This window comes from Paenibacillus sp. FSL R7-277 (assembly GCF_000517965.1).
In the GTDB taxonomy this organism is placed as follows: domain Bacteria; phylum Bacillota; class Bacilli; order Paenibacillales; family Paenibacillaceae; genus Paenibacillus_AQ; species Paenibacillus_AQ silagei.
Genome location: NZ_ASPX01000080.1, coordinates 324534 through 347529 on the forward strand (window position 1 = coordinate 324534; position 22996 = coordinate 347529).

The 22996-nt window shown below is 52.3% G+C and carries 22 protein-coding genes; 4 read left to right on the plus strand and 18 right to left on the minus strand.

What is annotated here, in order from left to right:
- Positions 1-34: 34 nt before the first annotated feature.
- The 11 genes from C173_RS23530 to C173_RS23580 form a co-directional block, all read right to left on the minus strand.
- On the minus strand, positions 35-1480 hold the full coding sequence (locus C173_RS23530) for an SWIM zinc finger family protein (protein ID WP_036729202.1): 1446 nt from the start codon (positions 1478-1480) through the stop codon (positions 35-37).
- Positions 1481-1801: 321 nt separating this feature from the next.
- Positions 1802-2404, minus strand: coding sequence for a response regulator transcription factor (locus tag C173_RS23535; RefSeq protein ID WP_036729204.1), 603 nt, complete (start codon positions 2402-2404; stop codon positions 1802-1804).
- Positions 2401-3540, minus strand: coding sequence for a sensor histidine kinase (locus C173_RS23540; RefSeq protein WP_036729207.1), 1140 nt, complete (start codon positions 3538-3540; stop codon positions 2401-2403). Before C173_RS23540 ends, C173_RS23535 begins: the two co-directional genes overlap by 4 nt.
- A gap of 166 nt (positions 3541-3706) precedes the next feature.
- Positions 3707-4774, minus strand: coding sequence for a fatty acid desaturase (locus C173_RS23545; RefSeq protein WP_036730133.1), 1068 nt, complete (start codon positions 4772-4774; stop codon positions 3707-3709).
- Between the two features lie 116 nt (positions 4775-4890).
- Complete coding sequence (locus C173_RS23550) at positions 4891-6102, minus strand: MFS transporter (RefSeq protein WP_155991619.1); 1212 nt, start codon at positions 6100-6102, stop codon at positions 4891-4893.
- Between the two features lie 668 nt (positions 6103-6770).
- The gene (locus tag C173_RS23555) at positions 6771-8366 is read right to left on the minus strand and encodes a response regulator (protein ID WP_036729209.1); all 1596 of its coding nucleotides are present in this window, start codon (positions 8364-8366) and stop codon (positions 6771-6773) included.
- A 17-nt stretch (positions 8367-8383) separates the two neighbouring features.
- Entirely contained in the window at positions 8384-9751 is a 1368-nt protein-coding gene (locus tag C173_RS23560; protein ID WP_036729212.1) for an ABC transporter substrate-binding protein, read from the minus strand.
- A 14-nt stretch (positions 9752-9765) separates the two neighbouring features.
- Complete coding sequence (locus tag C173_RS23565; RefSeq protein ID WP_036729213.1) at positions 9766-11493, minus strand: cache domain-containing sensor histidine kinase; 1728 nt, start codon at positions 11491-11493, stop codon at positions 9766-9768.
- Between the two features lie 187 nt (positions 11494-11680).
- On the minus strand, positions 11681-12544 hold the full coding sequence (locus C173_RS23570) for a carbohydrate ABC transporter permease (RefSeq protein ID WP_036729216.1): 864 nt from the start codon (positions 12542-12544) through the stop codon (positions 11681-11683).
- Positions 12541-13494, minus strand: coding sequence for a carbohydrate ABC transporter permease (locus tag C173_RS23575; RefSeq protein ID WP_036729218.1), 954 nt, complete (start codon positions 13492-13494; stop codon positions 12541-12543). The genes C173_RS23570 and C173_RS23575 overlap by 4 nt, the downstream gene beginning before the upstream one ends.
- A 99-nt stretch (positions 13495-13593) precedes the next feature.
- Complete coding sequence (locus tag C173_RS23580) at positions 13594-14955, minus strand: ABC transporter substrate-binding protein (RefSeq protein WP_036729219.1); 1362 nt, start codon at positions 14953-14955, stop codon at positions 13594-13596.
- A gap of 214 nt (positions 14956-15169) precedes the next feature.
- Here C173_RS23580 and C173_RS23585 point away from each other — a divergent pair, with 214 nt between their 5' ends.
- Both C173_RS23585 and C173_RS23590 read left to right on the plus strand, forming a co-directional pair.
- Positions 15170-15382, plus strand: coding sequence for a hypothetical protein (locus tag C173_RS23585; protein ID WP_036729223.1), 213 nt, complete (start codon positions 15170-15172; stop codon positions 15380-15382).
- Positions 15383-15385: 3 nt separating this feature from the next.
- Positions 15386-15691, plus strand: coding sequence for an HNH endonuclease signature motif containing protein (locus tag C173_RS23590; protein ID WP_036729225.1), 306 nt, complete (start codon positions 15386-15388; stop codon positions 15689-15691).
- A 161-nt stretch (positions 15692-15852) separates the two neighbouring features.
- Here the strand turns inward: C173_RS23590 and C173_RS34730 are convergent, their stop codons facing one another.
- From C173_RS34730 to C173_RS23610, 5 genes are all read right to left on the minus strand, one after another.
- A complete protein-coding gene (locus C173_RS34730; protein ID WP_200869583.1) occupies positions 15853-16011 on the minus strand; it encodes a hypothetical protein in 159 nt (52 codons plus the stop codon).
- A 191-nt stretch (positions 16012-16202) separates the two neighbouring features.
- A complete protein-coding gene (locus C173_RS23595) occupies positions 16203-16961 on the minus strand; it encodes a MerR family transcriptional regulator (protein WP_155991620.1) in 759 nt (252 codons plus the stop codon).
- The gene (locus tag C173_RS23600; RefSeq protein ID WP_036729231.1) at positions 16895-17533 is read right to left on the minus strand and encodes an Hsp33 family molecular chaperone HslO; all 639 of its coding nucleotides are present in this window, start codon (positions 17531-17533) and stop codon (positions 16895-16897) included. Before C173_RS23600 ends, C173_RS23595 begins: the two co-directional genes overlap by 67 nt.
- A gap of 75 nt (positions 17534-17608) precedes the next feature.
- A complete protein-coding gene (locus tag C173_RS23605) occupies positions 17609-17971 on the minus strand; it encodes a hypothetical protein (RefSeq protein ID WP_036729234.1) in 363 nt (120 codons plus the stop codon).
- A gap of 36 nt (positions 17972-18007) precedes the next feature.
- Entirely contained in the window at positions 18008-19009 is a 1002-nt protein-coding gene (locus tag C173_RS23610) for an aldo/keto reductase (protein WP_036729236.1), read from the minus strand.
- Positions 19010-19302: 293 nt separating this feature from the next.
- On the opposite strand from C173_RS23610, the gene C173_RS23615 reads away from it, so the two are divergent.
- Positions 19303-19974, plus strand: coding sequence for a tetratricopeptide repeat protein (locus C173_RS23615; RefSeq protein WP_036729239.1), 672 nt, complete (start codon positions 19303-19305; stop codon positions 19972-19974).
- Positions 19975-20379: 405 nt separating this feature from the next.
- On the opposite strand, the gene C173_RS23620 is transcribed toward C173_RS23615, so the two are convergent.
- Positions 20380-21675, minus strand: coding sequence for an ABC transporter substrate-binding protein (locus C173_RS23620; RefSeq protein WP_235191995.1), 1296 nt, complete (start codon positions 21673-21675; stop codon positions 20380-20382).
- Here C173_RS23620 and C173_RS34525 point away from each other — a divergent pair.
- Entirely contained in the window at positions 21674-21871 is a 198-nt protein-coding gene (locus C173_RS34525; protein ID WP_162174710.1) for a hypothetical protein, read from the plus strand. The genes C173_RS23620 and C173_RS34525 overlap by 2 nt on opposite strands.
- Here the strand turns inward: C173_RS34525 and C173_RS23625 are convergent.
- Positions 21864-22973 carry a glycoside hydrolase family 172 protein gene (locus C173_RS23625; RefSeq protein ID WP_036729243.1) on the minus strand — a complete coding sequence of 370 codons (1110 nt, stop codon included), beginning with the start codon at positions 22971-22973 and terminating at the stop codon, positions 21864-21866. The two genes, C173_RS34525 and C173_RS23625, sit on opposite strands and share 8 nt — an antisense overlap.
- Between the last annotated feature and the right edge of the window lie 23 nt (positions 22974-22996).

Genomic DNA, 22996 nt, shown 5'->3' on the forward strand with positions numbered 1-22996 from the left:
ATGAATAAAGGTTTGTGGATTATGTTGAATTACTCTAGTACAGCAGACGAACGATCTCTTCGTCCTTAATGACACTTAGCGGCTGGGCACGCAGACGTCCCTGGTCCAGGTCATGCTCGAACATGACCAGAACTGTACAATCTTCGCGGGCGCCTGCCGGAAGGAACGGCAGCAGCTCCACTGTGCCCTGCGGCATCGACGGAATATCCTCCAGAAGGAGCCTTGTGCCTTCCCCGTCAGTCATAACATACTGGCCGTTCTCTGTGACGCCCAGAGCTGCGGCATGCAGCAGCATGACCGGCTGCTTGTCGCTCAGCGGGTTCTTGATCTGGTTCTTCACCTTCTTGAAGACCTCCGAATATGAACGGTGAGCCTTGGCGGCCGCCCGCTCAAGATCCGTGCCTTGCACCGGTCTTGAAGACATGGACTCGTACCTAATCCGGGCATTCATATCCCCGGGATAGGTGTACAGCTGTGGAACCACGGCAATGTCGAAGAAGCTGTCTTCCTCACGCATCAGCTTCGCCGCCTTGTAAGGGCGGTAGTTAAAGGTCCGGCGGATCTCCCCGGCTTCCGCAGAGAGATCCAGCCAAAAGCCAAGGTCTACGAACTCCTGGCGGGCCGCATCGTTGTAGCTGTAGAAGGATAACTGCAGCAGCTCTGCCCCCTCCTTCACCAGCCCGTATTCCTTCAACTCGCTAAGCTGCCAGGCATGGCCCAGCCATTCATCAATGGTGGATTCATGATCCAGCGCCAGCTCCGGGTCCTCGCTCCGGGCCAGCAGATACGTCCGGCCCTTCTTGATAAATGCGTGTAGCCGTGTCAGCTGCTCCACCGCATATGTATAGTTTTGCTCCTGATCGTTGCCGCTGAACATCATATTCGCGAAGCGGCGCAGCTCAATCTGCGCCCCGGACAAATAATAGTTCCCGAGCTGCTTCACATGCCCCTGAAGCGTCTTGGCCGCAGACTTGTCAATTGTGGACAGGCCACTGCGCACGAAGGAGAGTACCAGCTTCTCCAGCAGGTCAAGCCCTTCGAGCTGCGCGTTGATTTTTTTCTTCAGGGCGGATTTGTTAACCTTCTTCGGCTTGGACTCTGCTCCTTCAGCCGCCTGCTTCACCTTGTTCTCTTCCCGCTTCTCCGCCTTCTCGCGCTTCGATGCGATGTCCTCGGGAACCGGGGCAGGTGTGAACGTCTGGCCTTCGGTATAGGCATACAGCAGACCTAGTGCGTGCTTGCAGGGGAATTGGCGGCTGGGGCAGCTGCAGCGGAAGACCGGGCTGTCTGGTGCGATGAAGTCCACTGAGCACTCATAGGGCGTTTTGCCGCTTCCGGCACATTTTCCGAATAATAGCTCTCCGTTCTCCGACTGATGGAGCTCCACAAAGCTCTTTTTGCGGACCAGCCCCTGGCCGTTCTTGATCGCAGCAGCATTGGGTGCAAGTGAATCGACGTACGTGGATGTTAGCTCTGGCAAATTAGATTCCTCCCGGCTGAATTAGGATGTAAGCAGAATGAATGAACGTGCATACGGGGCACAAGTATTTATTACCCAGCTTCACATGAAACGACTACAAATAAGATCATATGTTTGCATTTATTTTAACAAATCTTAGCGTCCGATCCAATAGAGTAACCGCTTTCAGATGAAAAATGGGTGATAGGTCCTAGATTCGCTTCTGGTCAAGCTCCGTTCTAAGCGGTTTATGTAAACTCTATAATCGAACAAAAGTCGAACAAAAAAACGGCCAGCCCTCCTAAAAGACAGCTGCCGTTCCTGCTTCCCCGCAGGGATATTTTATTTGAACCAGCCTTTCTCCTTAAACCGCGTAATCGCCTCAATCCGGTTACCCACATCCAGCTTGTCCAGAATGACCGAGATATAGTTGCGGACCGTACCGGTGGTGATATAGAGCTGGCTGGCGATCTCCTTCGTATTCTTGCCGTCGGCAATCAGCCCCAGCACTTCCTTCTCCCGCTCGGTCAGCGGATTCGCTTCCTTGCTGTAGGCTTCATCCATCAGCTCCGGCGCGTACATCCGTTTGCCGTCCATGACACTGCGGATCGACAGCGCCAGCTCCTCGCTGGGACTGTCCTTAAGCAGATAGGCATCCACTCCGGCCTTGACCGCACGCTCGAAGTACCCTGCCCGGGCAAACGTGGTCAGAATCATGATTTTGCAGCCTGCCCCCTTCAGGGCTTCTGCCGCTTCCAGGCCCGTCATAGCCGGCATTTCAATATCCATAATACAGATATCCGGCTGCAGCTGCTTCACCAGCTTCACAGCCTCTTCCCCGTTGCCCGCCTTGCCGACTACCTGCATGTCTTCCTCCAGGTCCAGCAGCGCCGACAGTGCTCCCAGCAGCATCCGCTGGTCTTCGGCTATCACGATTGATATCATTGCGCGTTCACCTCCATGTCCGGCTGCTGCGACGCATTCGGCACCTTAATCACTAGTGTAGTTCCTTCATCCTGGATCACTTCCATCGAACCATTCACGAACTCAAGCCGCTCCCGCATTCCCTGCAGACCATGCCCCTTATGATACAGCTTGGTCCCCTCAATCCCTCCGCCGTTGTCCTTCACCTTGATGACCAGATCGGTCCGTGAAGATTCAATCTGTATCCGGCACAGCGAGGCGCCGCTATGCTTCACCACGTTGGTTACCGCCTCCTTCATGCACATGCTCAGCACATTCTCGGTAATCAGCGAGGTATTGGTCAGAACGGGATCACCCTCCAGTATATAACCGATCTCCGCCGCCTGGAGGAATTGCCGGATGCGCACCAGCTCATCTTCAACCCGGATGCCCCGCATCTGTGTGATCATCTCCCGGACTTCCTTAAGCGCGCTGCGGGCGGTTACACGGACATCGTTAATTTCGATCATGGCCTGTTCCGGATTCTTGGTGATCAGCTTGCCGGCCAGGTCACTCTTGAGTCCGATCAGTGACAGGCGTTGTCCCAGCGTATCATGCAGATCCCGGGAGATCCGCTGACGCTCTTCCATGATGCCCAGCTCGGAGATCCGTTTGTTGGCATCCTCCAGCTGTTCCTCCAGCTTATCCTGCCTATTGCGGTTATAGGTTGTGACCGGAAGCAGCACCACAGCAATGATACTGACCAGCACGAACGGCAGCTGCGAGAGGAATACGGGATTGCGCATAATCAGCTCATAGTTAATGGCTACAATCGTCGTCAGCAGATGGATCGGATAGAGGGTGAAGAAGGCCGCTCTTTTCTGAATATTCCCGATAAAAAAAGCCAGAAACAGCGCAAAGTACATGTACCCGAACAGCAGCGTCATCGTAACAGAAACTATCATCTGCACACTGGTCCAGAAATAGACCACCCAGCCCCTGGACTTAAACGACAGCACGTAGCAGGCGAAGAAGACCATAATCATCAGGATGCCATACACCCAGCGGTCCGCCGAGGAGGATCGGAAGATGAAATAGAACGGAAGAATGTAAAAAACAACCCATACATAAGGGCTTAGTCCCGTACTTTTATGAAAAATATGATGCCACTTCTGCATGTTAGCCATCCTTTTTGCCAGCAAGTTTATACCCCCATTTTAACATAAACCAACCTCCGACCGAAAACTTCCTTCGAAACAACCTGTGTGTATTCTAAAAAGAAAGACCAGACCCGGCATCCTGCTCCCCGGATCTGTCTTTCTGCATGTTATCATGTTACCGCTTCTATTCGCTCTGGAACCCCGGTTTGATTACCTTCAGCCCCTCTTTCACGGCAGGCTCACTCTTCCGCAACCGCTGCTTCAACTGCTTGAAGCTGAGGAAGACCTTATGCTCTTCATCCCAAAGACGGTATTTCAGTGCTTCGAGACTGGTGCTGAGTGTAATGGTGGTTGCCTTTTGCAAAGGCGGGCTGGCATTGTGAGCCAATTCCAGATTATAATTCGGCACCTTCGGACTCAAGTGATGCACATGGTGAAATCCGATATTGCCGGTAATCCATTGTAGCAGCTTCGGCAGCTTGTAGTAAGAGCTTCCTTCTACAGCGGCGTTCACGTAGCTCCACTCTTCATCATGCTCGAAGTAAGTATGTTCGAACTGGTGCTGTACATAGAACAGCCAGATGCCGAGGAAGCCGGATACGAACACAATCGGCAGCTGTACCAGCAGGAACGCCTGCCAGCCTATGAGCAGAATGATTCCAGTATATAGACCCACAATGGACACATTGGTCAGGTACGTATTCATCCGTTCCTTGCGTCTTGCCCCTTTGGCATTGAACCGGTACTGGATGAGGAATACGGCAATCGGTCCGATGACGAACATTACCAGCGGATTACGGTAGATCCGGTAATAGAGCCGCTGGAGCGGCTTGGCAGCCACATATTCATCCACCGTCATGATCCAGATATCCCCGATACCTCTTTTGTCGAGATTGCTGCTTCCGGCGTGATGAATCGAATGACTGTGCTTCCACTGGCGGTAAGGGACCAGGGTAAGCACACCGGTGATGGTGCCGACAATATCATTGGCCTTGCGGTTCTTGAAGAACGACCCATGACAGCAGTCATGAAAAATAATAAAGGTGCGGATGACAAAGCCGGCAGCCGGAATAGCGAACAGCAGCGTCAGCCAGTAGGACACGGATAAGCTTAAGTAAGCGGCGGTCCATAATAGCACTAGCGGCCCAAGCGTATTAATGAGCTGTTTTATGCTCGTGTTGAGGTCTGTTTTCTCGTAAGGGGCTACGCTTTTCTTCAATGTAGAGAGCTGGGGTATCTGGTTGTTGGTCATCGGGATCGGTTCCTCCTCGGATGCATCCATTGAAGGATACTTCTTATATTTCCAGTATAAAGAAAGAAGTGTCATCCCCGTAAGTCATAAATATCAACTCTGATGTATGACAAATGTCATAGTCGGCTCTGGAGTGCTTGTCTGCCCGCCTCCTTCGTTCTGAGCAGCGGCAGCAGAATCAGCACCGCAATCAGGAACAGTATGCCGCTCCCGGTGAAGACTGCGGATAGGGAGAGCGTGCCTTTTGCGTAGCCGGCTACAGACATTCCTATCACCATGAAGCCCATGAACATCGGCCCCATAATGCCGCCCACCCTGCCCATATAAGCAGTCTCTGTGTGACGGAGCAGCAGGGTATTGATACCGATATGAATACAAGGGTAAAAGAATCCGCTAACCGTCTGGAGCACCAGCGTGAGCGCTGTGTGATGCGACCAGCCTACCCCTACCGTTCCTGCCGCACTGATCAGCAGGCCTAGGGATAACATTGTCTGCGGCTTCATAGTTTTGCCTTTACTCATAATAAACATTCCACCCAGCAGCATCGCCGCTCCATTCGCCATCATCACCCACTGCAGGAAGCCTTTGTCTCTGCCCAGATTCTCCATAATGATGAAGACACCCAGAGGCTGAACCAGTCCGGCGGCAAGCCCGGCGAAGGCAAACGTTACTCCAAGGTTCTTCAGTACCCGGCTTGCACGCACATAATTCAGTCCGGATATCATCTCCGCCAGGAACCCGCTGCGGGCCTGTCCGGTCTCCTCCATCCGGTCAGCGGGCAGCTTGACCAGAATGAGCGCCGAGCCGATGAACACCCCGCCCATCACAGCAAGTGAGGCCTCAATGCCGTAATGACTATAGATGAAGGTGCCGATCACCGGACCAATGACCATGAAGAAGGCTGTAAGCGACTGAAACATGGCCATTACACTCTGCAGCTGCTCTTCAGGCACATGCTGCTTAAGCAGCTTCATCGCCGAAGGCTGTGAGAACTGGGACAGGATGGCAGATACCAGCGTTGCGAACAGTAAGGCCCTCCATGAGCCCGACAGCACCACCAACAACACAGCAAAGACTGAGCAAGCGGACAGCAAATCACTTACGATCATGGTCCGTTTGGGTCGCCAGCGGTCTGCGAAGGTTCCCCCGATGATGGCGAACAGAAACAACGGGCCGTATTCAGCCACCGAAATGAGCGAGACATAATAAGGATCATTGTGCGTAATCTCCGTAACATACAGCAGAATCGCAAAATTCCGCACCCACACCCCGAGCTGCAATAGCACATTTGACAGCATAATCGTCCGTACATACTTGTTACTTAACACGTTAACATCCTCCATCATTCAAAATAGACTAAATAGATAAACATCTAATCTGTTTATTAATATATAGATGTTTTATTTATTTGTCTATATTTTTAAGGATAATATTATCATTCGTCTATTAATTACTTATAGTAGCATGATTAATCGTTCCAATACAGAAGCAGTAATGATGAACGAAAAGCAGCCCCTGTTCGCCACCTTAGTTGGATTTTATACACTTAATAAATCCGTTTTTCTTTCCGCAAGAAGATTAAGTGGATTTTTGTCATCTAATTCGACCCCATTCCGCTAAAGCTCCAATTTCGCTTCCAGTAAGTGTCGTTTATCCAACTGCTTCACCGGTTCCAAAGATTTCGGCTGAAAGAGTTGGAGTTTTTCCACTTATATAAGACGCACTTAAGTTTTGAACTTGAAGCTTCGCCGTCACTGCGGTGAGCATTTGGACTTCCGGCCGCTGCCCGTCACCAGATTTCTTGATTAATCCCGCTCTTCAAGGATGTAGCAAATTAATCAGCATTAACGCCTTGAACGACAAAAAAAGCACCCATTAGCTTAGGTGCTTAGTCGCTTAGGTGCTTAGATTCTTAGTTACTCAGACTCTTAGGCCGATTCCTTATCCGGCCTTTATGTATATCCTGCGTTTACTCAGCTTCTTGCCCGCCGGTCTGCTAAGCCTGCTTCACATGCTCCTCACGGTACTCTGTGGGCGTCTTGCCGGTCGCTTTTTTGAATACCTGGGTGAAGTATCTCGGGTCCTGATAGCCGACCAGCGGCGCGACCTGATACACTTTCACATTGCTGCTGCGCAGAATGTATTTGGCGTTCTCTATCCGGCAGTGGGTGACGAATTCGAGGAACGTGTAGCCGGAGATTTGCTTGAACAGAGTGCAGAAATGGCTGATGCTGAGATCGGCCACCTCGGATACCTCCTCGATGCTGAGATCCTTATGGTAATTGGATTCAATGTACCGCTGGACCTTCTCAATGATGCTCCGGCCGTCCTCCCGGGCTGCGGTCTTATGACTCTGCTCCAGCCAGTCGCGGAAGGTGGTCTTCAGGACATTCATCATGTCCGGCAACGTGCCCAGTCCGTTCAGCTTGCTGAACAGCCCTTCAATGGACCAGTCATTATGCGTATTCAGATGTTCGAATTGCCGGTATAGCACCACACTCATCTCAATCATCAGGCGCTCCGCCAGCGGCTGGGGCAAGCTCTGGGCTTCAATGAATACGGACATCTCGTCAAAAAGAGTCAGCATCCGCTCCATATTCAGAGTACGGATGCTCTCAATCAGCGACAGCTCCAGCTCCTTCGGATACTGCACCTCGCGGTTGCCTGCCGCTGCTGTCTCTTCTTCCAGGAAGACACCGGCCTGGCCGGAATAGAAGCGCTGGTATAGCGCCTGGGAGGCTAACGGGTATACCGTGCTAAGCTGATCAATCCCGCTGGTGCTTCTGCTGATGCCGACAGAGCAATTCAGCTTGGAATAGCGCTTGATTCCCGCTATAAGCTGCTCCCCGAGTTCCCGCTTGCCATCATTCAGAGTGGCCGGGAAGAGCAGAATCCATTCCCCGTTATAGAAGGGAAAGATGGACAATGCCCCGTTCGTAAGCGACCACTCCTCCAGGATATTGCGCACAGCAAACAGCCACAGACGCTTCTCCTCGGCGCTCCATTTCGCCGTCAAGGCGGCGTAGTCGTCCAGACGGACCACAGCCATGAAGTATTCTCCCTCCAGCTCGCTGTTCTCCAGCCACGCAAGGTGCTGCAGCGGCCGCGGATTGCCCAGCGTGAATTCGGCCAGCATGCGCTCGCGGGCCAGCAGCGACAGGGTCTGCACCGAGAGCATAAGCTGCTCGTTCTCCTTCTGGCGGTCCAGGCGCTCCCTGGCCCGCTTAAGCATCTCCACCAGCTCGTCATGGTCAATCGGCTTCAGCAAGTAATCAAAGGCCCCCAGCCGCAGGGCCTCCCTGGCATATTCGAATTCCCCGTAGCCGCTGATGAAGATGAAGATCAACTTGGCGCTGCGCGGCAGAACCTCCTTCATCAGCGTGATCCCGTCAATCACCGGCATGCGGATGTCGCTGATAATGATGTGTGGTGCGGTCTGCTGAATCTGCTGCAAGGCGGCCTCCCCGTTCTTCGCTTCCCCCACAATGCTCAGGCCCAGCTCATCCCATGGAATCGCAACCTTTAGGCTGCGCAGTATAATCGGCTCATCATCTACGAGCAGTACCTTATATTTCTCCTGCTGCTCCTTCATCACTTACACCCCCAGGCTTATTGACCCGAAGAACTCCGGATCAGATTCCAATACTGCTTGGACGCATCCTGCAGCTGCTGCAAGGCCTGCTCCGCCTGCAGCCCTCCGTCAATCATCTCCTCGATGACACTGAGGAAGGTCTTCTTCACTTCAGGCGATAACAGATTGTCATACGGGACGAAGCTCTGCTCATTCTCCTCCATCATATCCATCACCTGGGCAAAGACCGGTCCGGTCTTCTCCGGGTCAAATGCAATCCGCATCGACGGAATCCGGAGACCCTCATAGACAATCCGCGTCTGAATCTCTTTCGTATAGAAGCCCTTCATCAATTCAAGTGCCGCTGTCCGCTTCGCTCCGGTGAGGCTCGAAGACAGCCCGATGCCAATCGTATACCCTCCGGCGATAGACGGCTCTGTGCCGGCCTCCCGCGCGGGGAAGGGAATGACTCCAACCCGGCTCTGGAAATCGTCCGGGGCATTGTCCCCCGAGAATAAATTGATATCCCAGTTGCCGTTCAGATACATGGCTGCCCTGCCTTCAGTGAACAGACGGACCGCACCCTCGGTGGAGGTATCATTAGAATCCTCACTGAAATAGCCTGCCTTCACCCATCTGTTCAGATGCCGGAACGCTTCCAGGTAGCCACTGTTCTGGAAGCTCGACATATCCTCGCCAGTAACCAGCTTCTGAATCAACTCCGGTCCGGCGTAGCGGTCCATCAGATAATGGGCGAATATCCCCGCAGGCCAGCGGTCTTCGTTCCCCAGCGCAAACGGGATATACCCCGCTGCCTTCAGCTTCGCCATCACCGTATCCAGCTCGGCCAACGTAGCCGGAGTGTTAATGCCTAGCTTGGTGAAGATTTTTTTATTGTAATAGAGCGGTTCCGCATTGCCCTCGATAGGCAGTCCGTAGATATGATTGTTGAACGTCCAGAGATGCAGATCCTTGAACTGGTTGCTGAGACCGTTCTGGGCAGTGAAATCGGTCAGATCCATCAGCCGGGCTGAACGCACGTAGGGCTCGATCTCCGCTCCGCCGAACAGAACGAACATATCGGGCGGTGTGCCGGTTACCATCTCACTCTTGAGCTTCTGCTCCCGGTGGATATTCTGGTCCAGCCCCTCGAAGTTCACCTTCACATTCGGATGGCTCTCCTGGTAGCTGCGCACAACCTCCTCGAAGATCGCCAGCAGCGGCCGGTCATGCTCCTTGATCCAGAAATGCCGGAAGGTCAGTGTGATCTTCTCGGGCGAAGTATCCTCAATCTGCTCCCGGTCCTCCTGCATAATGAACCATACGGCGCCGGACATCAGCACAATATAGAGGAGAATCCATCCCCAGTTGGTCAACCATCGGAGCACATGTCGCTGATCTTTCATTTGGCTTCTCCCTCTCATGACGGCTGTATCCTCGGAATCCGGATGCAGATGGCTGATCCGAAGCCCGGTGAGGAGCAGACCAGAATGCCATAGGGATTGCCGAACCGGATGTTCAGGCGCTCATGCACATTTTTCAGCCCAACCCCGCTGTCGCTGTATTTCTTGGGATTGCTCCGCTCCTTGTTCCACTGGCTCATCAGCACCTCAAGATCGAAGCCCGGCCCGTTATCCTTCACAATAATGATAATATCCTTGCCGTTCTCCTGGGCGGTGACTGTAATGGTCCCGTGCTCCTCCATCTGCTCAATGGCATGATACAAAGCGTTCTCCACAATCGGCTGAACAATCAGCTTTTGGGTCATCACGTATTTCAGCGGCTCCGGCAAGTCCAGCTCATAGGAGAATTTGTCCTCGAACCGGAACTTCTGGATATCCAGGTAATGGCGGACATGCTCGAACTCCATCTGCAGCGGGATCAGCTCCTGATTCTGGCTGATGCTGATCCTCAGCAGCCGGCCGAGCGAGATGACCATTTTGCTGATATCCCGGTTGCCTGCCAACACCGCCATAGAGTTGATCGATTCCAGTGAATTATAGATGAAATGCGGGTTGATCTGGGCCATCAGCGCCTGCATCTCCGCTTCCTTTTTGCGTCCCTGCTCGGTCTGGACCTGGTCAATCAGCTCATTGATCTGCGAGCTCATCCGGTTGAAGCCGTCAATCAGGGAATCGCTCTCATCATTGGCCCGCAGCGGTACCGGAATCGGGGTGAAGATCCCCTGCTTGACCCGCTTCATGCCGTTCACGGCGCTGTTAATGCTGCGGACAAGCCTGCGGATGAAATAACGGTCGAACAGGAAGGCCGACAGCAGCGACACCATGCCGAGAATAATCGCAATATTGCGTATGGAGACCGATTCAGAGGAGATCAGGTTCATCGGCGTAATGGCCGCCAGATACCAGTCCGCGTTATGTGAAGGCAGGAAAGTGATCAGTGACCGCTCCCCTTGATAATTATCAATGTAATAGTCCTGCTCCTGGTTATAATTCTCCTGCAAAAAAGGAAAATCCGTCCGTTCCCCGATATGCTCCCCGGACTTGTTAAAGACGATATTGCCCTGCTTGTTGACCAGCAGGATATCCCCTTTCTTCAGGGTCGCAGCCTCCCAGAAAATCTGATCAAGCAGATCCGGCTTCACATATACAACCAGATAGCCGATATCCTCCAGCGAATAATAGTCCTTAATCACTCTGGCATGGACCAGCACCGGCTTATCGCCGCTGGCCGAGCCGTTCTCTCCGGGACCGGACCAGACAGGACGCCCTTCGGCAGCCTCCATGGCTCCGAACCAGACCTGCTTGTGCATATCCGCAAAAGACATCGGCGCATTGTATTGGTACAACAGCCGGTCTTTCCCGTACAGGCTGAACGAGGTGATCATCGGATGGTTAATCAGCAGGTTGTTGATTTCCTGCTTGCGGTCATAGGTGAGGACGAAATTCTGCTGCTTCAGCGACTGCTGGATCGCAGGCTGCGTAATAGCTGAATTGGTGATCGATGAAATCTCACTGAGGGCGAACTTCAGCTTGCGGTCCGTCTCCAGCAGGGAGATCCAGTAGAAATTACTTGATTTCTTCTCCATAGCATTCGAATAATTCACATACGTCACAATCCCCATGACAATCACGGGAATGAATACAAGAAGAATAATAGCGAACAAGATTTTGCGGCGGAGCTTCATGACGGGTCCCTTCCTCCTGCGGTCTCTGTCCAAATAGAAGAATTCATAGGTTTCACACGATAACTTATCCTTCTATTTCTCGCTGAAACGAATGCCGTCCTTGTAAAGGACGGCAAAACCGTTTCCACTTGATTATTATTCTTCACAGCATTCTGTAAATCCTCTTACTTATTGAATAGACAGACAGTTAACTCTTGATGGCACCTGAAGTCAGTCCGGCAATGACCCAGCGGCTGAACAGCAGGAAGACAACCAGCAGCGGCAGCGTGGCCGTGAAGGTAGCGGACATAATCATCCCGTAATCAAGACCGTCACGTGTAGTGAACAGCTGCTGCAATGCAATCTGAATCGTGAAATGCTCCTTGTTCTTCAAGACCACCAGCGGCCAGAAGAAGTCATTCCATACCGTCATGAAATTCAGAATACCCAGGGTAGCCATCGCGGGTGTAATGACCGGAACGGCAATCCTCCAGAAAATCCGGAAGTGGCCTCCTCCGTCAATACGTCCGGCTTCAATCAGCTCGGTAGGCACGGCCGAGGAGATGTACTGCCGCATCCAGAAGATGCCGAAGGCATTGACCATAGCCGGAACAATCAGCGCCTTGAAGCTGTCGATCCAGTGAAGCTTGGCCATAATGACATAGGTTGGCAGTACGCCAAGCTGCTGGGGAACGATCAGGGTGGCAATAACGAATACGAACAGCACGTTTTTACCGGGGAATTCATATTTGGCAAAAGCATACCCGGCCAGCGTACAGAAGAACACGACCGAGACCGTCACCATGGACGAGACGAACAGCGAGTTGCCAAGCGCCTGGAAGAAGTCCGATTTGTCCAGCACCCGCTTGAAGTTCTCGAAGAACTGGTCTCCGATGGTGAGCAGCGGCGGTACGTGGAACACGGCTCCCTTGTCATTGGTCCCGACCACAAACATCCAATAGAACGGGAAGATGGAGACCAGTGCTCCGAGAATCAGCAGAAGATAGAAGCCCAGCTTGCCGAAGAAGCCGAGATCATCCGGTTTTTTTCTAAACATACGCAGTGTGCTCACGCTTTTTTCCCTCCAGTCTGTCTGCCGCCGCCTCTGGAGATCAGCATATTGAGGACAGAGAACAGAATCGTAACGAGGAACAGCAGAACCGCTGTAGCCGCCGCTGTACCGAAGAAGCCGTTGCGGAAGGCCTCACTGTACAAATAAGTAACCATCGTAATCCCTTCCTGCCGGGTAGATCCGGTGCCGGATTGGCCGAGGAAGACATAAGGCTCTGTGAAGAGCTGCAGCGCACCAATGGTGGATTGCAGGGATACGAAGATAATGAACGGCTTAAGCAGGGGCAGTGTGATGAAGAACAACTGCTGTCTGCGGTTGGCCCCGTCGATTTTGGCCGATTCGTACAGATCCATCGGAATACTCTGCAGGCCCGAGAGGAACAGGATCGCATTGTAGCCCGTCCAGCGCCACATGACCATCGTGGAGATGGCAATTTTGACCCCCCACCAGCCGGAGTTGAAGGCCATGCTCTCTAACCCGATTCCGTTAAGCAGCCAGTTGATCATCCCGTTATTACCGAACAGCGTACTGAATACCAGTGTAACCGCCACGATCGAAGTGATATTCGGCATGAAATAGAGGATGCGGAAGGTCTTCTTGAACCGGGTCATCCCCGAATGCAGCAGCACCGCCAGAAGCAGCGCCAGCATAACCTGCGGCACAGTACCCATCAGCCCCATAATCAGCGTGTTGCTGAAGGAGATCCAGAAGGTCGGGTCCGTGGTGATCAGCTCGAAGTTTTTGAAGCCGACGTATTTCATTGGACCTAAGGCATCCCACTTGAAGAACGATAAATAGAATGTGAAGAAAATTGGATATAGTCCGAATATCGAGAACAGAATAAAGAACGGTGAAATGAAAGTATACGCAGTGATGCGGCTCCGTCTTTGTTCAGTGAAGAAAGGTCGTTTGCTCTCGGCATGCGGACTCGTAATTACGGGCTCAGCCATGTCACACCTCCAGAGAATTCATATCTAAATCCGGATTCACAGAGAGATTACTCCGTGAATCCGGACATTTGGGGAAGTCTGTTCCCCGCATATTACAGGTTAGCCGCGTTCTGCAAGCGTTTTTGATTGCTTGACAGCATCGTCCCACTCTTTGGCCGGATCGGCTTTCTTCTCCAGCACGTTCTTCAGTGCATTCTTGAAGAAGGTATCGGTCTGGTCATGCAGCGGTCCGTAGTATACCGGCTTCACGCGGTTAGCCGCTTTGCCGAATTCGACCGCCGTCTGCTGTCCGCCGAAGAAGTCATCCTTGAAATCAACGAACGCAGGATCTTCGTACAGTGCAGGGATTGAAGGCATCAGGCCTTTGGTCTTGAAGGATTCCAGCTGGTTATCCTTGTTCACGAGCCACTGGATGAAATCATAGGCTTCCTTGGAGTGCTTGCCTTCCTTCGGCAGCGTGATGAACGAACCGCCCCAGTTACCGGCGCCCTCAGGAAGCTGGGCAATTCTCCATTTGCCGGAGGAGTCCGGCGCGTTGCTCTTGATATTGCCGGCCATCCAGGCCGGACCCATCACGACAGCGAACGATCCATCGTTCATGCCTTGGCCCCATTCAGGCGACCAGAGCATGACATTGCTGATCCAGCCCTCTTGAATGCCTTTAACGGTAAAGTCATACGCTTTCTTCACCTGCGGATTGGTATCGCCGATGAAGCTGCCGTCTGCTTTGCTGAAATAGATCTCGTCCGCCGACTGGTCACGAAGCGCATTGTACGTCAGGTCGGTCAAGTCGGAGAAATACTTGCCTGTCTTGTCTTTGAACGCTTTCGCTACCGTAGCGAATTTGTCCCATGTATCGATGGCTGCGCCGAAGCCCTCAGGATCAGCCGGCAAGCCGGCGGCTTCAGCCAGGTCAGTACGGTAGTAGACTACTGTAGGGCCGATATCCGTCGGAAGTCCAAGCTGGAAGCTGCCGTCGATGGAGGAAGCCTGCTTCCATTTCCAGTCGAGATAGTTGGCCTGGATGTCTTTGGCTCCGAGGTCATTCAGGTTGTAGAATTTGTCCTGGGCTCCCAGGAAGCGTTCCATGAAACCGATCTCAAGCTGGAAAATATCAGGTGCGCCTGAACCCGCCGAGAGTGCTGTGGTCAGATTGTTGTGGTGAGCCGTCTGGTCACCGGTATTCTGAATTTTAATAGTTACATTAGGGTGTTCCTTGGTGTAGGCAGCAGCCAGCTCTTCATAGTTCACGTTGCCCAGCGTCCAGAACGACAGTTCGACCTTCTCTGCTGGCTCTGTCTTGTCTCCTTCAGCTGCGGGTGCTGCTGTGCTTGCTCCCTTGTTACCCGAATTTCCTTCTGCAGCCTTGTTGCCGCCGTTGTTACTTCCTCCGCACGCCGCAAGTGAGCTCATGAGCATGATGGAGACCAGCGCCAGCGCCAGGTTCTTTGTTTTTTTCATTCCTCTGTACCCCTCTCAAAGGTTTCTTTTACAAGATTCAGTGTACCGTAGGCCACGATTTTTTTTGAGGAGGCATATTGCCGATTTATGGTGGAAATTATTCTGATTTAACTTCAAAGCGGAAGCTGCCGAAGTGGATTTGAAGCCTGGACCCAGGTATACTAATTGTATTTGCTGTACAACAGTTATCCCTATATAAAGGAGATTTATATCCATGCCCATCAACCGACCACTATTCACTGACCAGGATCTGCAGGAAGCGATTGACCGCAAGCTACCCGTCCGCGTCTTCCAGGATGACCATCTGGTGAATTCCGGCGCTACTATTGTGCGGTTCACGGATTCGGATGTTGTGATCCAGTCGAGGGTCAGTGATCTGACCTATTACTCGCGCAGCCGCTGTGAATTCTTCGAAGTCCGGCCTTAAGATATGACTGCCCGGGCCTTGGACACGTGTGAGCTGTGCGGCCGTTCTCCTCTTGTAACTACCGTTCATCATTTGATCCCCCGCGAGAAAGGCGGCAGCCTGCTCCCGACTGCCCTTCTGTGCAAGGCTTGCCACCGGCAGATTCATGCCTTGTATACCAACAGCGATCTCGTTGTTCTTGGCCTTACGACACTGGAGAGACTGCGCAGCGACCCGCAGATTGCCGCTTATCTGAAATGGATCATGCGGCAGGCGCCGGGCTCCGAACCCAAGCTGCGTAAATCAAAGCGCGTTCGAAGCAAACGTTAATTTGCCGGTCAGCAGAATGAAGCAGGTGCTACCCTGTCCAGCGCACAGCAAAAAGGTGCCTTCCGAGTTCCGGGAGGCACCTTTTTGCAACTTTTGCTGAAGGCTCTATGATTTGCTGCGATGTCTTCTGCATAAAATAGTTCTGCGGCTCTATTGCTTGCTTATTTCTTCTTGTCGCCATAGCTGCTCAGCTTCTCGTTAAGGACCTCCTGAAAGCTCTGGACTTTGTCTTCCTGTCTCTGCGCTTTGGGATGGACAACGGGCTGAGGTCTAAAAAACTGATGATTAAAAGCCATAAGGTTATGTACGCTCATACTCATTGAAGTTCAACCTCCTTCCATAATCTTCACCTTATTTGCGTGAGTGCGAAGCATCTTATCCCTTATATAAACCGCTCTTTCCAGTCCTAAACAGTTTTATACGAATTATAGGTAATGATGCTATAAATTCATCCAAATAAAAAGAGCAAGCGGTTCTCCCGTCATGGAGAATCGTTGCTCTTTGTTATGGCTTACAAGTCAGTCTCATACTCATCAATCAACTGGACTAAATAACGGTAATTTGCCTGCGTGATTCCAAAAGTGTTCGCCGGATTCTGCTGATAATATTCCTCTGATTTCTTTACCGTATCCTCCGGTACCTGATTTGCCTCAAGAATATTCTTTTTCCAATATTGAACACATTTTCCCGCTCTATCGTCTTTTGCAGACAAGCGGTGTTCAGCACAGAAATTCAATTCCTTGATGAAGGTATTCCAAAGCTTGAGGTTAAAGGAGGCCGGTTTGCCTTTGGGAAGATCGCCTGTATCCGGCAGCTGTGAAAAAAGCGGAAGAATATAAGGGGTTACGTCCTGCTCCTCACTAACCTTCTCCTCGAGAACGGACAGACGCATGAATCGAAGCTGCAGATCCGATAGCGCTGTCTCGATCCTGCCTTTTTCCTCACGGATGAAGAGCCTGATGTCAAAGCTGTCTTTGTGGAGATATTGCTGAATATCGCTGAGCGTCATCCCCATATCTTTAAGTGAAAGAATGACAAACATACTGGAGAAGGAATCAGAGTCATAAAACCGGTGCCCCTGCTCATTGATATAGGCTGGAGTAAGAACTTTTACTTCATCATAGTATTGCAAGGTACGGACACTAACACCAGTCAGCTCAGCAAAATCCTTAGTTTTAATATATTTTTCCATAGTCATACACTCTACTCTATCGTATTTTCTGAGATTACCTTTGCTAAATAGGACAACTTCCCGGGAATCTGCACCCAAGGCAGTTGTCCCAATTCCTTAACTTGATGTACCACTTCATAAGCAGCCTTTCCCATCAATTTGTTATCTGCAAAGGGTAAGGGCTGCATCAAAATCCCTCGGGAAGCGTTGTCCTCACCGAGTATAATATGACTTGGAAGCTGCTCACTCTGTACTGTAAAGTGAGAAAACAGCATAACAACGCTATCCATATGCGCCTCAACTGTACTAGTGTGTATCCCCGTCTCCCAATTCCCTGTAGTTATCGACACTACAGATCTAAAGTCAAATAGATCAGCGGCTGTCCCGTCAAATTTAATAATTTCAGCACTATACTCCATAGTAAACTTCGCATCAGTGATCTGGCAAAAAATAGAGACTCCTTGGGAAAGACGAAAAGAAAAGCTTATTTTGGAAGGAGCATCATTAATGGAAGAAAATAATGCACAATTCGTTATGATCTCCTGCAAAAGGCTCCGCATGTTGGCTGTCCCGGTAAACGTATTTAATGCTTTTGCAGCTATCTGGCGGGTATCCGCAACAGCCATTCTGAAATCTTGGTTCACGGACAGCATTCTTATAATATTATTCATTTGAATCACCTCTTACACCAATCGTACTGTATCACGTTACGTAATACACAACCCCTGATTGATATTAAGAAAAACTTATAACGAAAAATCAGTCACGCCTTTCTTAGCGGCATACTTCAGTGTATACGTTTCTCCGCCATCAAAAGGCATTGTGGCGATGGTGATGCGAGTATAGTCCAGCCTGTGATCTTTTAAGACTCTTTTGACCAGGGGAATTCCGCGTGCTTCATCCGTCACTACGCAGAACAGATTAAACACATATTTGGCCGGGTCAGCCATATTTTTCCCCATATCAAAGCCATCCACATAACCAAGCTCGGCATCCGCCAGGAAGAGATTCAGGTATTCGGTCACCTTCTCTCTAAGCCATTCATCACGCTTACTTCCCTTTGCGCTCTTCAAGGGATACTGTACCACCAGCCAAACCTTCTCATTCATATGCGTTCACCACCAGACTTATGGATTGCTTACGGGTTACTTCTTCAAGGCAGCCCAGGAGGCCTCATTCAGCAGCTCCAGCTCCTCCGGCTCCAGCCGGAAGGTCATGGTGCCGACATTCTCCCGGGCATGACGGACCTTGGAAGCGCCGGGAATCGCAACTACGGTGTCGCCATGATAATGAATCAGCCAATTAAGCGCAATCTGTCCCGGTGTACACCCATATTTGTCAGCCAGTGCGGTCAGGGAGGTGATCAACGGCTTGCTGCGGGCCAGGCTCTTGTCGTCCAGGCCGGACATCATCCGCCGGGACCGCGAGACTGCCTTAATCTGCGACGGATCTGCGTGGAACCGTCCCGTCAGGATACCCTGCTGGAGCGGGGAATAGGCGATGATCGAGATACCCAGCTCCTTGGCCGCAGCCATGATGCCGTTCTGATCGATGCTGCGGTGCAGCAGATTGTATTTGACCTGATTGGAGACCAGGGTAAGTCCGTAGGTCTGCAAGATACGGTGCGCTTCCACCATCTGCTTAGCTGAGTAATTGCTTACCCCGACATACCTGATTTTGCCGGCCTGTACCAGTCCCGCCATTGCTTTCATCTCACTGGCAATCGAGGATAAGGAGAACGGCTGGTGGATCTGGTACAGATCAATACCTCTGCCGCCCAGGCAAGCAATCCGCTGATCAATCGTGGAGGTAATCGAGCCTGCTGTCCGCAGCATCGGCCACCATTTAGTGGCAATCAGCGGAGCCGCATGCGGGTTGCCTTCCTGCTGAAGCTGATCCAGCACATGAGCCAATGCTTCCTCCGATTTGCCTCCACCATAGATTTCTGCGGTATCCACCCAGTTCATGCCGCCTTCCAGGCTGACCCGTACGATATCCAGAATATCCGCGTCTGTGATATTGCTCCAGTAGCGGCCTACGATTCCGCTTCCCCGGCTGAACTGCCAGCAGCCCAGGCCAAGCGGAGATACCGATAGCTCAGAGCGTCCCAGAGGTCGCAGCTGTACCTTGCTTGCCAATGTCTCCACGGTTCATCCTTCTTTCCAAGTGTTAGTTGAATACACTGTTATATAAGAGCTAATCTAGCGATGAGACAATCTGACTGTACACAAAGCTTATGACTTCGGCAGCAGCCTGTCAATGACAGCAGTGCAGGCAGGAGCTGGGGGCTTATGGATCACCTGGAACTGGATAACGGGCCCCCAGTCTCTTTTATCGTGGCCTCAAAAAAGGTTGATATGGTATAATTACCCTGCCTATTCATATCCAATTTGCAGGAAGCACAAATGAACCACAAAAGTAATGGAGGGAATTCATATTCATGATTAAAATTCTAGGTTTCCTGCTTCTGTACCGTCTGCTCGGCAATCCCTTTCTGGCCCTGATCATTCTGCTCGTCGTCCTATATTTCGTAGACCGCCGTTATGTCGGCATTCTACCCAGCTTCTCCAAGCCTTTCCGCCGCAGCCGCCAGATGTCCAGGCTGCGGACGGCCATTGCCCAGAACCCGAACGATGTCACCGCCAAATTCGATCTGGCCCGGCTGCTGATTGAGCGCAAGCGCTACAGCGAGGCCAAGGAGCTGCTGACGGCCATCGCCGACCGTTATGAGACCTCCGCTGAATACTGGGTGGAGCTCGGATACGCCAACCTCAAGCTGGGCCAGCTTGCCGAAGGCGAAGCCCAGATGCTTCAAGGCCTTGAGATCAACCGCAGAGCCCAATACGGGCAGCCTTACCTGCGTCTGGCCGAGATTTTCCGGCATATCGACCAGGACAAGGCGCTCCATTATGTGAGCCAATTCCAGGAGATCCAGACCTCCTCCAGCGAAGCCTATTATCTGGCCGGCTCCATGTACAAGACACTGGGCCGGACAGACGATGCCAAGCGCGCTTTTGAGGAATCGCTTGCCGTCTACCGTTCCTTGCCCAAATACAAGAAACGCCAGGAACGCGGCTGGGCGCTGCGCAGTTATTTTGCGAAGCTGCGTTAGGTATCTTCGCTATATTTCCAGCACAAATAGCCTCCGGTCCCACTGAATTGTGGAGACTGGAGGCTATTATGCTATTTTCCAGGTATTTGGTTTTCACATACGTTCTGAAGTTCATACTCTCTCACCAGTCGCTTGTATGGAGAGCATTGTTGCACATTTTGCGGGATTTCTCTAAAAATGTTAGTGGCTGAGGAGCAATGTTGCATCATTTGCAGGATTTCCGGTGGTTAGAGCAAGTTAAAGCTGGATTTGTTACATTTTGTGCAGAATTTCAGCATAGACAGCTTCTATGGGGCAGCATTGTTGCACTTATTGCAGGATTTCTCTAAAACTGCTACTGACTATGGAGCGTGGGAGCCATCCCTCAGCGCAGCAGCCCCCATTGTATTACTGTCCCGCTTCAAATCACTCCGGGCTGTCATGTGTAACCCCCCGCGCCGATTCCCAGATCCGCTGAAATTCAGCCAGCAGCTTCTCGCGGCCGATCTGGCCGCCGATGTAAGCCTGCATCTGCACACTCATCTGCGAGGTGGTTGCCTCGTATCCCGGGTAGCGCTGCCATAGCCAGGGAAGTGTCTTGTCGGCCTTCATGTACGACATAATGTCGTCAGCGAGTGGTCCTAATCGGCCTTCCGGGACCGGTATGCTCTTAAGAGCGGGAATCAGCCGAGCATCGTCCACGACGAACTTCTTGCCAGCTTCAGAGCTGGCCAGCCAGCGCAAGAACGCCTTGGCCTCCTCCTTCATCACCGAGTTCTTAAGCACGACCCAGTAATTCGCCACCCCGATCTGAAGCTTATCCATCTTAGCGCTGTCATCGTTCACCGGCATGGGCAGGAAGCCGATGTCCAGACCCGGAGCCAGCTTGTCCAGCTGCAGCTGTGTCCAGCTCCCCTGCTGCATCATCGCTGCCTGACCTTTGGCAAAATGCATCACTTGGGTATAGTAATCCGTCTGTAGCGGCGCCGCCTGACCATATTCCAGGGTGAGGTCAATCAGATCCAGCCAGCTGTCAAATATGCTGTTACCGGTCAGCTTGGCACTGCCGCTGCTGACCTCATCAATAAATTCCGCCGGATCAGGCTGCAGGGCAAAGGCGGTATTCAGCAGGTGATTGCCGAGTACCCACCATTCCACATAGCCGTTCTCGAACGGCCGGATGCCGGCCGCTTGAAGCTGCTCCGCCGCTGCTCTCAGCCCGCTGAGCGTCACCGGCGGGGTTTCAATACCCGCCTTGCGGAACAGGGTCTTGTTGTAAATAAACCCCCAGCCTTCCATAGCAAGCGGCATCCCGTAGATCCGCCCGTCCTTCATTGTGGCGGGTCTGGCCAGCTCCTGTATCTCCTCCGCCCACGGTTCACTGCTCAGATCCTCCAGGTACTCCTCCCAGAGATCAAGATCCGTATACCCGGCCACGAAGAACAGATCGGGCTTGTCGCCGGAGTTAAACCTCGTCTTCAGCTCCGCGCTGTAATCGCAGCCCCCGCCGCAGGTATCCAGCTCAATGGGCACGCCGGTTTCTTCCTGATACTGCTGCGTCAGCGCATTCAATTGCTCCGCCATCTCCACCTTGAAGTTGAAGATTTTCAGCGGCCGCCCGGAGTTCCCGGCATCTTCCACCTGAGTTCTCCCGGCATCTGACTCATAGACGACGCCGTTTCTTCCCCCGCAGGCCGTCACTGCAATAGTGAGCAGGAGCATGACTGCGATTAGCATCACCTGCCTGGAACTCATTATCTCTCGTCTGGATCTCATCATCGCCCGCCTGGATCTCATCGCATCGTCTCCCCCTTCGCCGCAAGCTGGCTGGCTTTACAACCAGTATAAACGCCATTCCCAGCGGGAAGATACGAAGAAATATTTACCTGCGCTTTATCTCGGCCTGCGCCTTATCTAGGCCAACGCTCTTCCTTGGACGCCAGCAGCCCGAACGGCTGGTGCGGCTCCGTCTGGTACCAGTAGGCAACCGAGGCCACATCGTCTTGACGCTCGAACAGGCCTTTTTTATAGACTCCAATCTGCTGTACCGTCACTTTAAAATCCTCATGGAACCGGATCGGGTCCAGAATATGCCAGCGGTAGAACCCGCGCATCGGCGGCGCGTCGTCGTTATGATAGAAATTATGAACCTCCTCATCGTGAGCGGAATAATACGGGTAGCCCATGTAAGGCGTACAGTACGTGTTCTCCACGGTCCTGCCGTTCTGCTGTGTTGCAAAGCTCCAAGCGCCCCCGAAATAATCCTCCATCCCCGTGCCGCAGATCGTCGGATATTCATCGTCTCCGTCGATGTACATCTTCAGTTCGCCTTCCCCCCACCAATACCGCTCCAGCGTCGTCAGCGCGATATAGGTTCCCACGTACTGTCCGCGGCCCTTCACATGGTCCAGAATAACGTAATCCTCCGCTTTGCTCGTGATCCGCTGCCGTCTCCACTGGGCGTGAAAATAGGCGGTCTCTTCAGGAAGTTCATCATGCAGGCAGTAATCGACCTGATAAAAAAGAGCCGGAATCGGCGCTTCATGCTGGTTCTCAATTTCAATTCTCGCCTTACGCCGGAACGGCATCGGGAAGTAGCAGTTGAAGCCCCGTGTCGGATTGACGACCATCGCCTGGGAATTGACGGTGCAGCCCCTCCCGAAGCCGTTGCAGAAGAAATCCCCGAGTGGACTTTCCACGGAAGGCTCTGTCTCATCGTCCCAATACATGCGCAGCACCAGGTCCCGTAAGACAAAGGTGTCCGCTTCCGTCCGGTCAGTGACGGTAATCCAGATATGTTCAATAATGCCCGGGCCATCAATGTCGGTCAGCAGGGCAGTGGCTCCAGGCGCAACATCCCGGATGCAGGGCGAGCCTTTGCGGGAAGGGCCGAGATGGCTGGCCGCCATACCTCCCTTGCCCTTCTCCCCTTTCGGATTCTCTGCGTTAACGGCCCGGCTGCGTCCGGTTTTGAGCAGGGGAAGCGCCGACAGCCCTCCCAGAAACGGATGTTCAACCATAGTAACAGACTCCTCTCATCTTC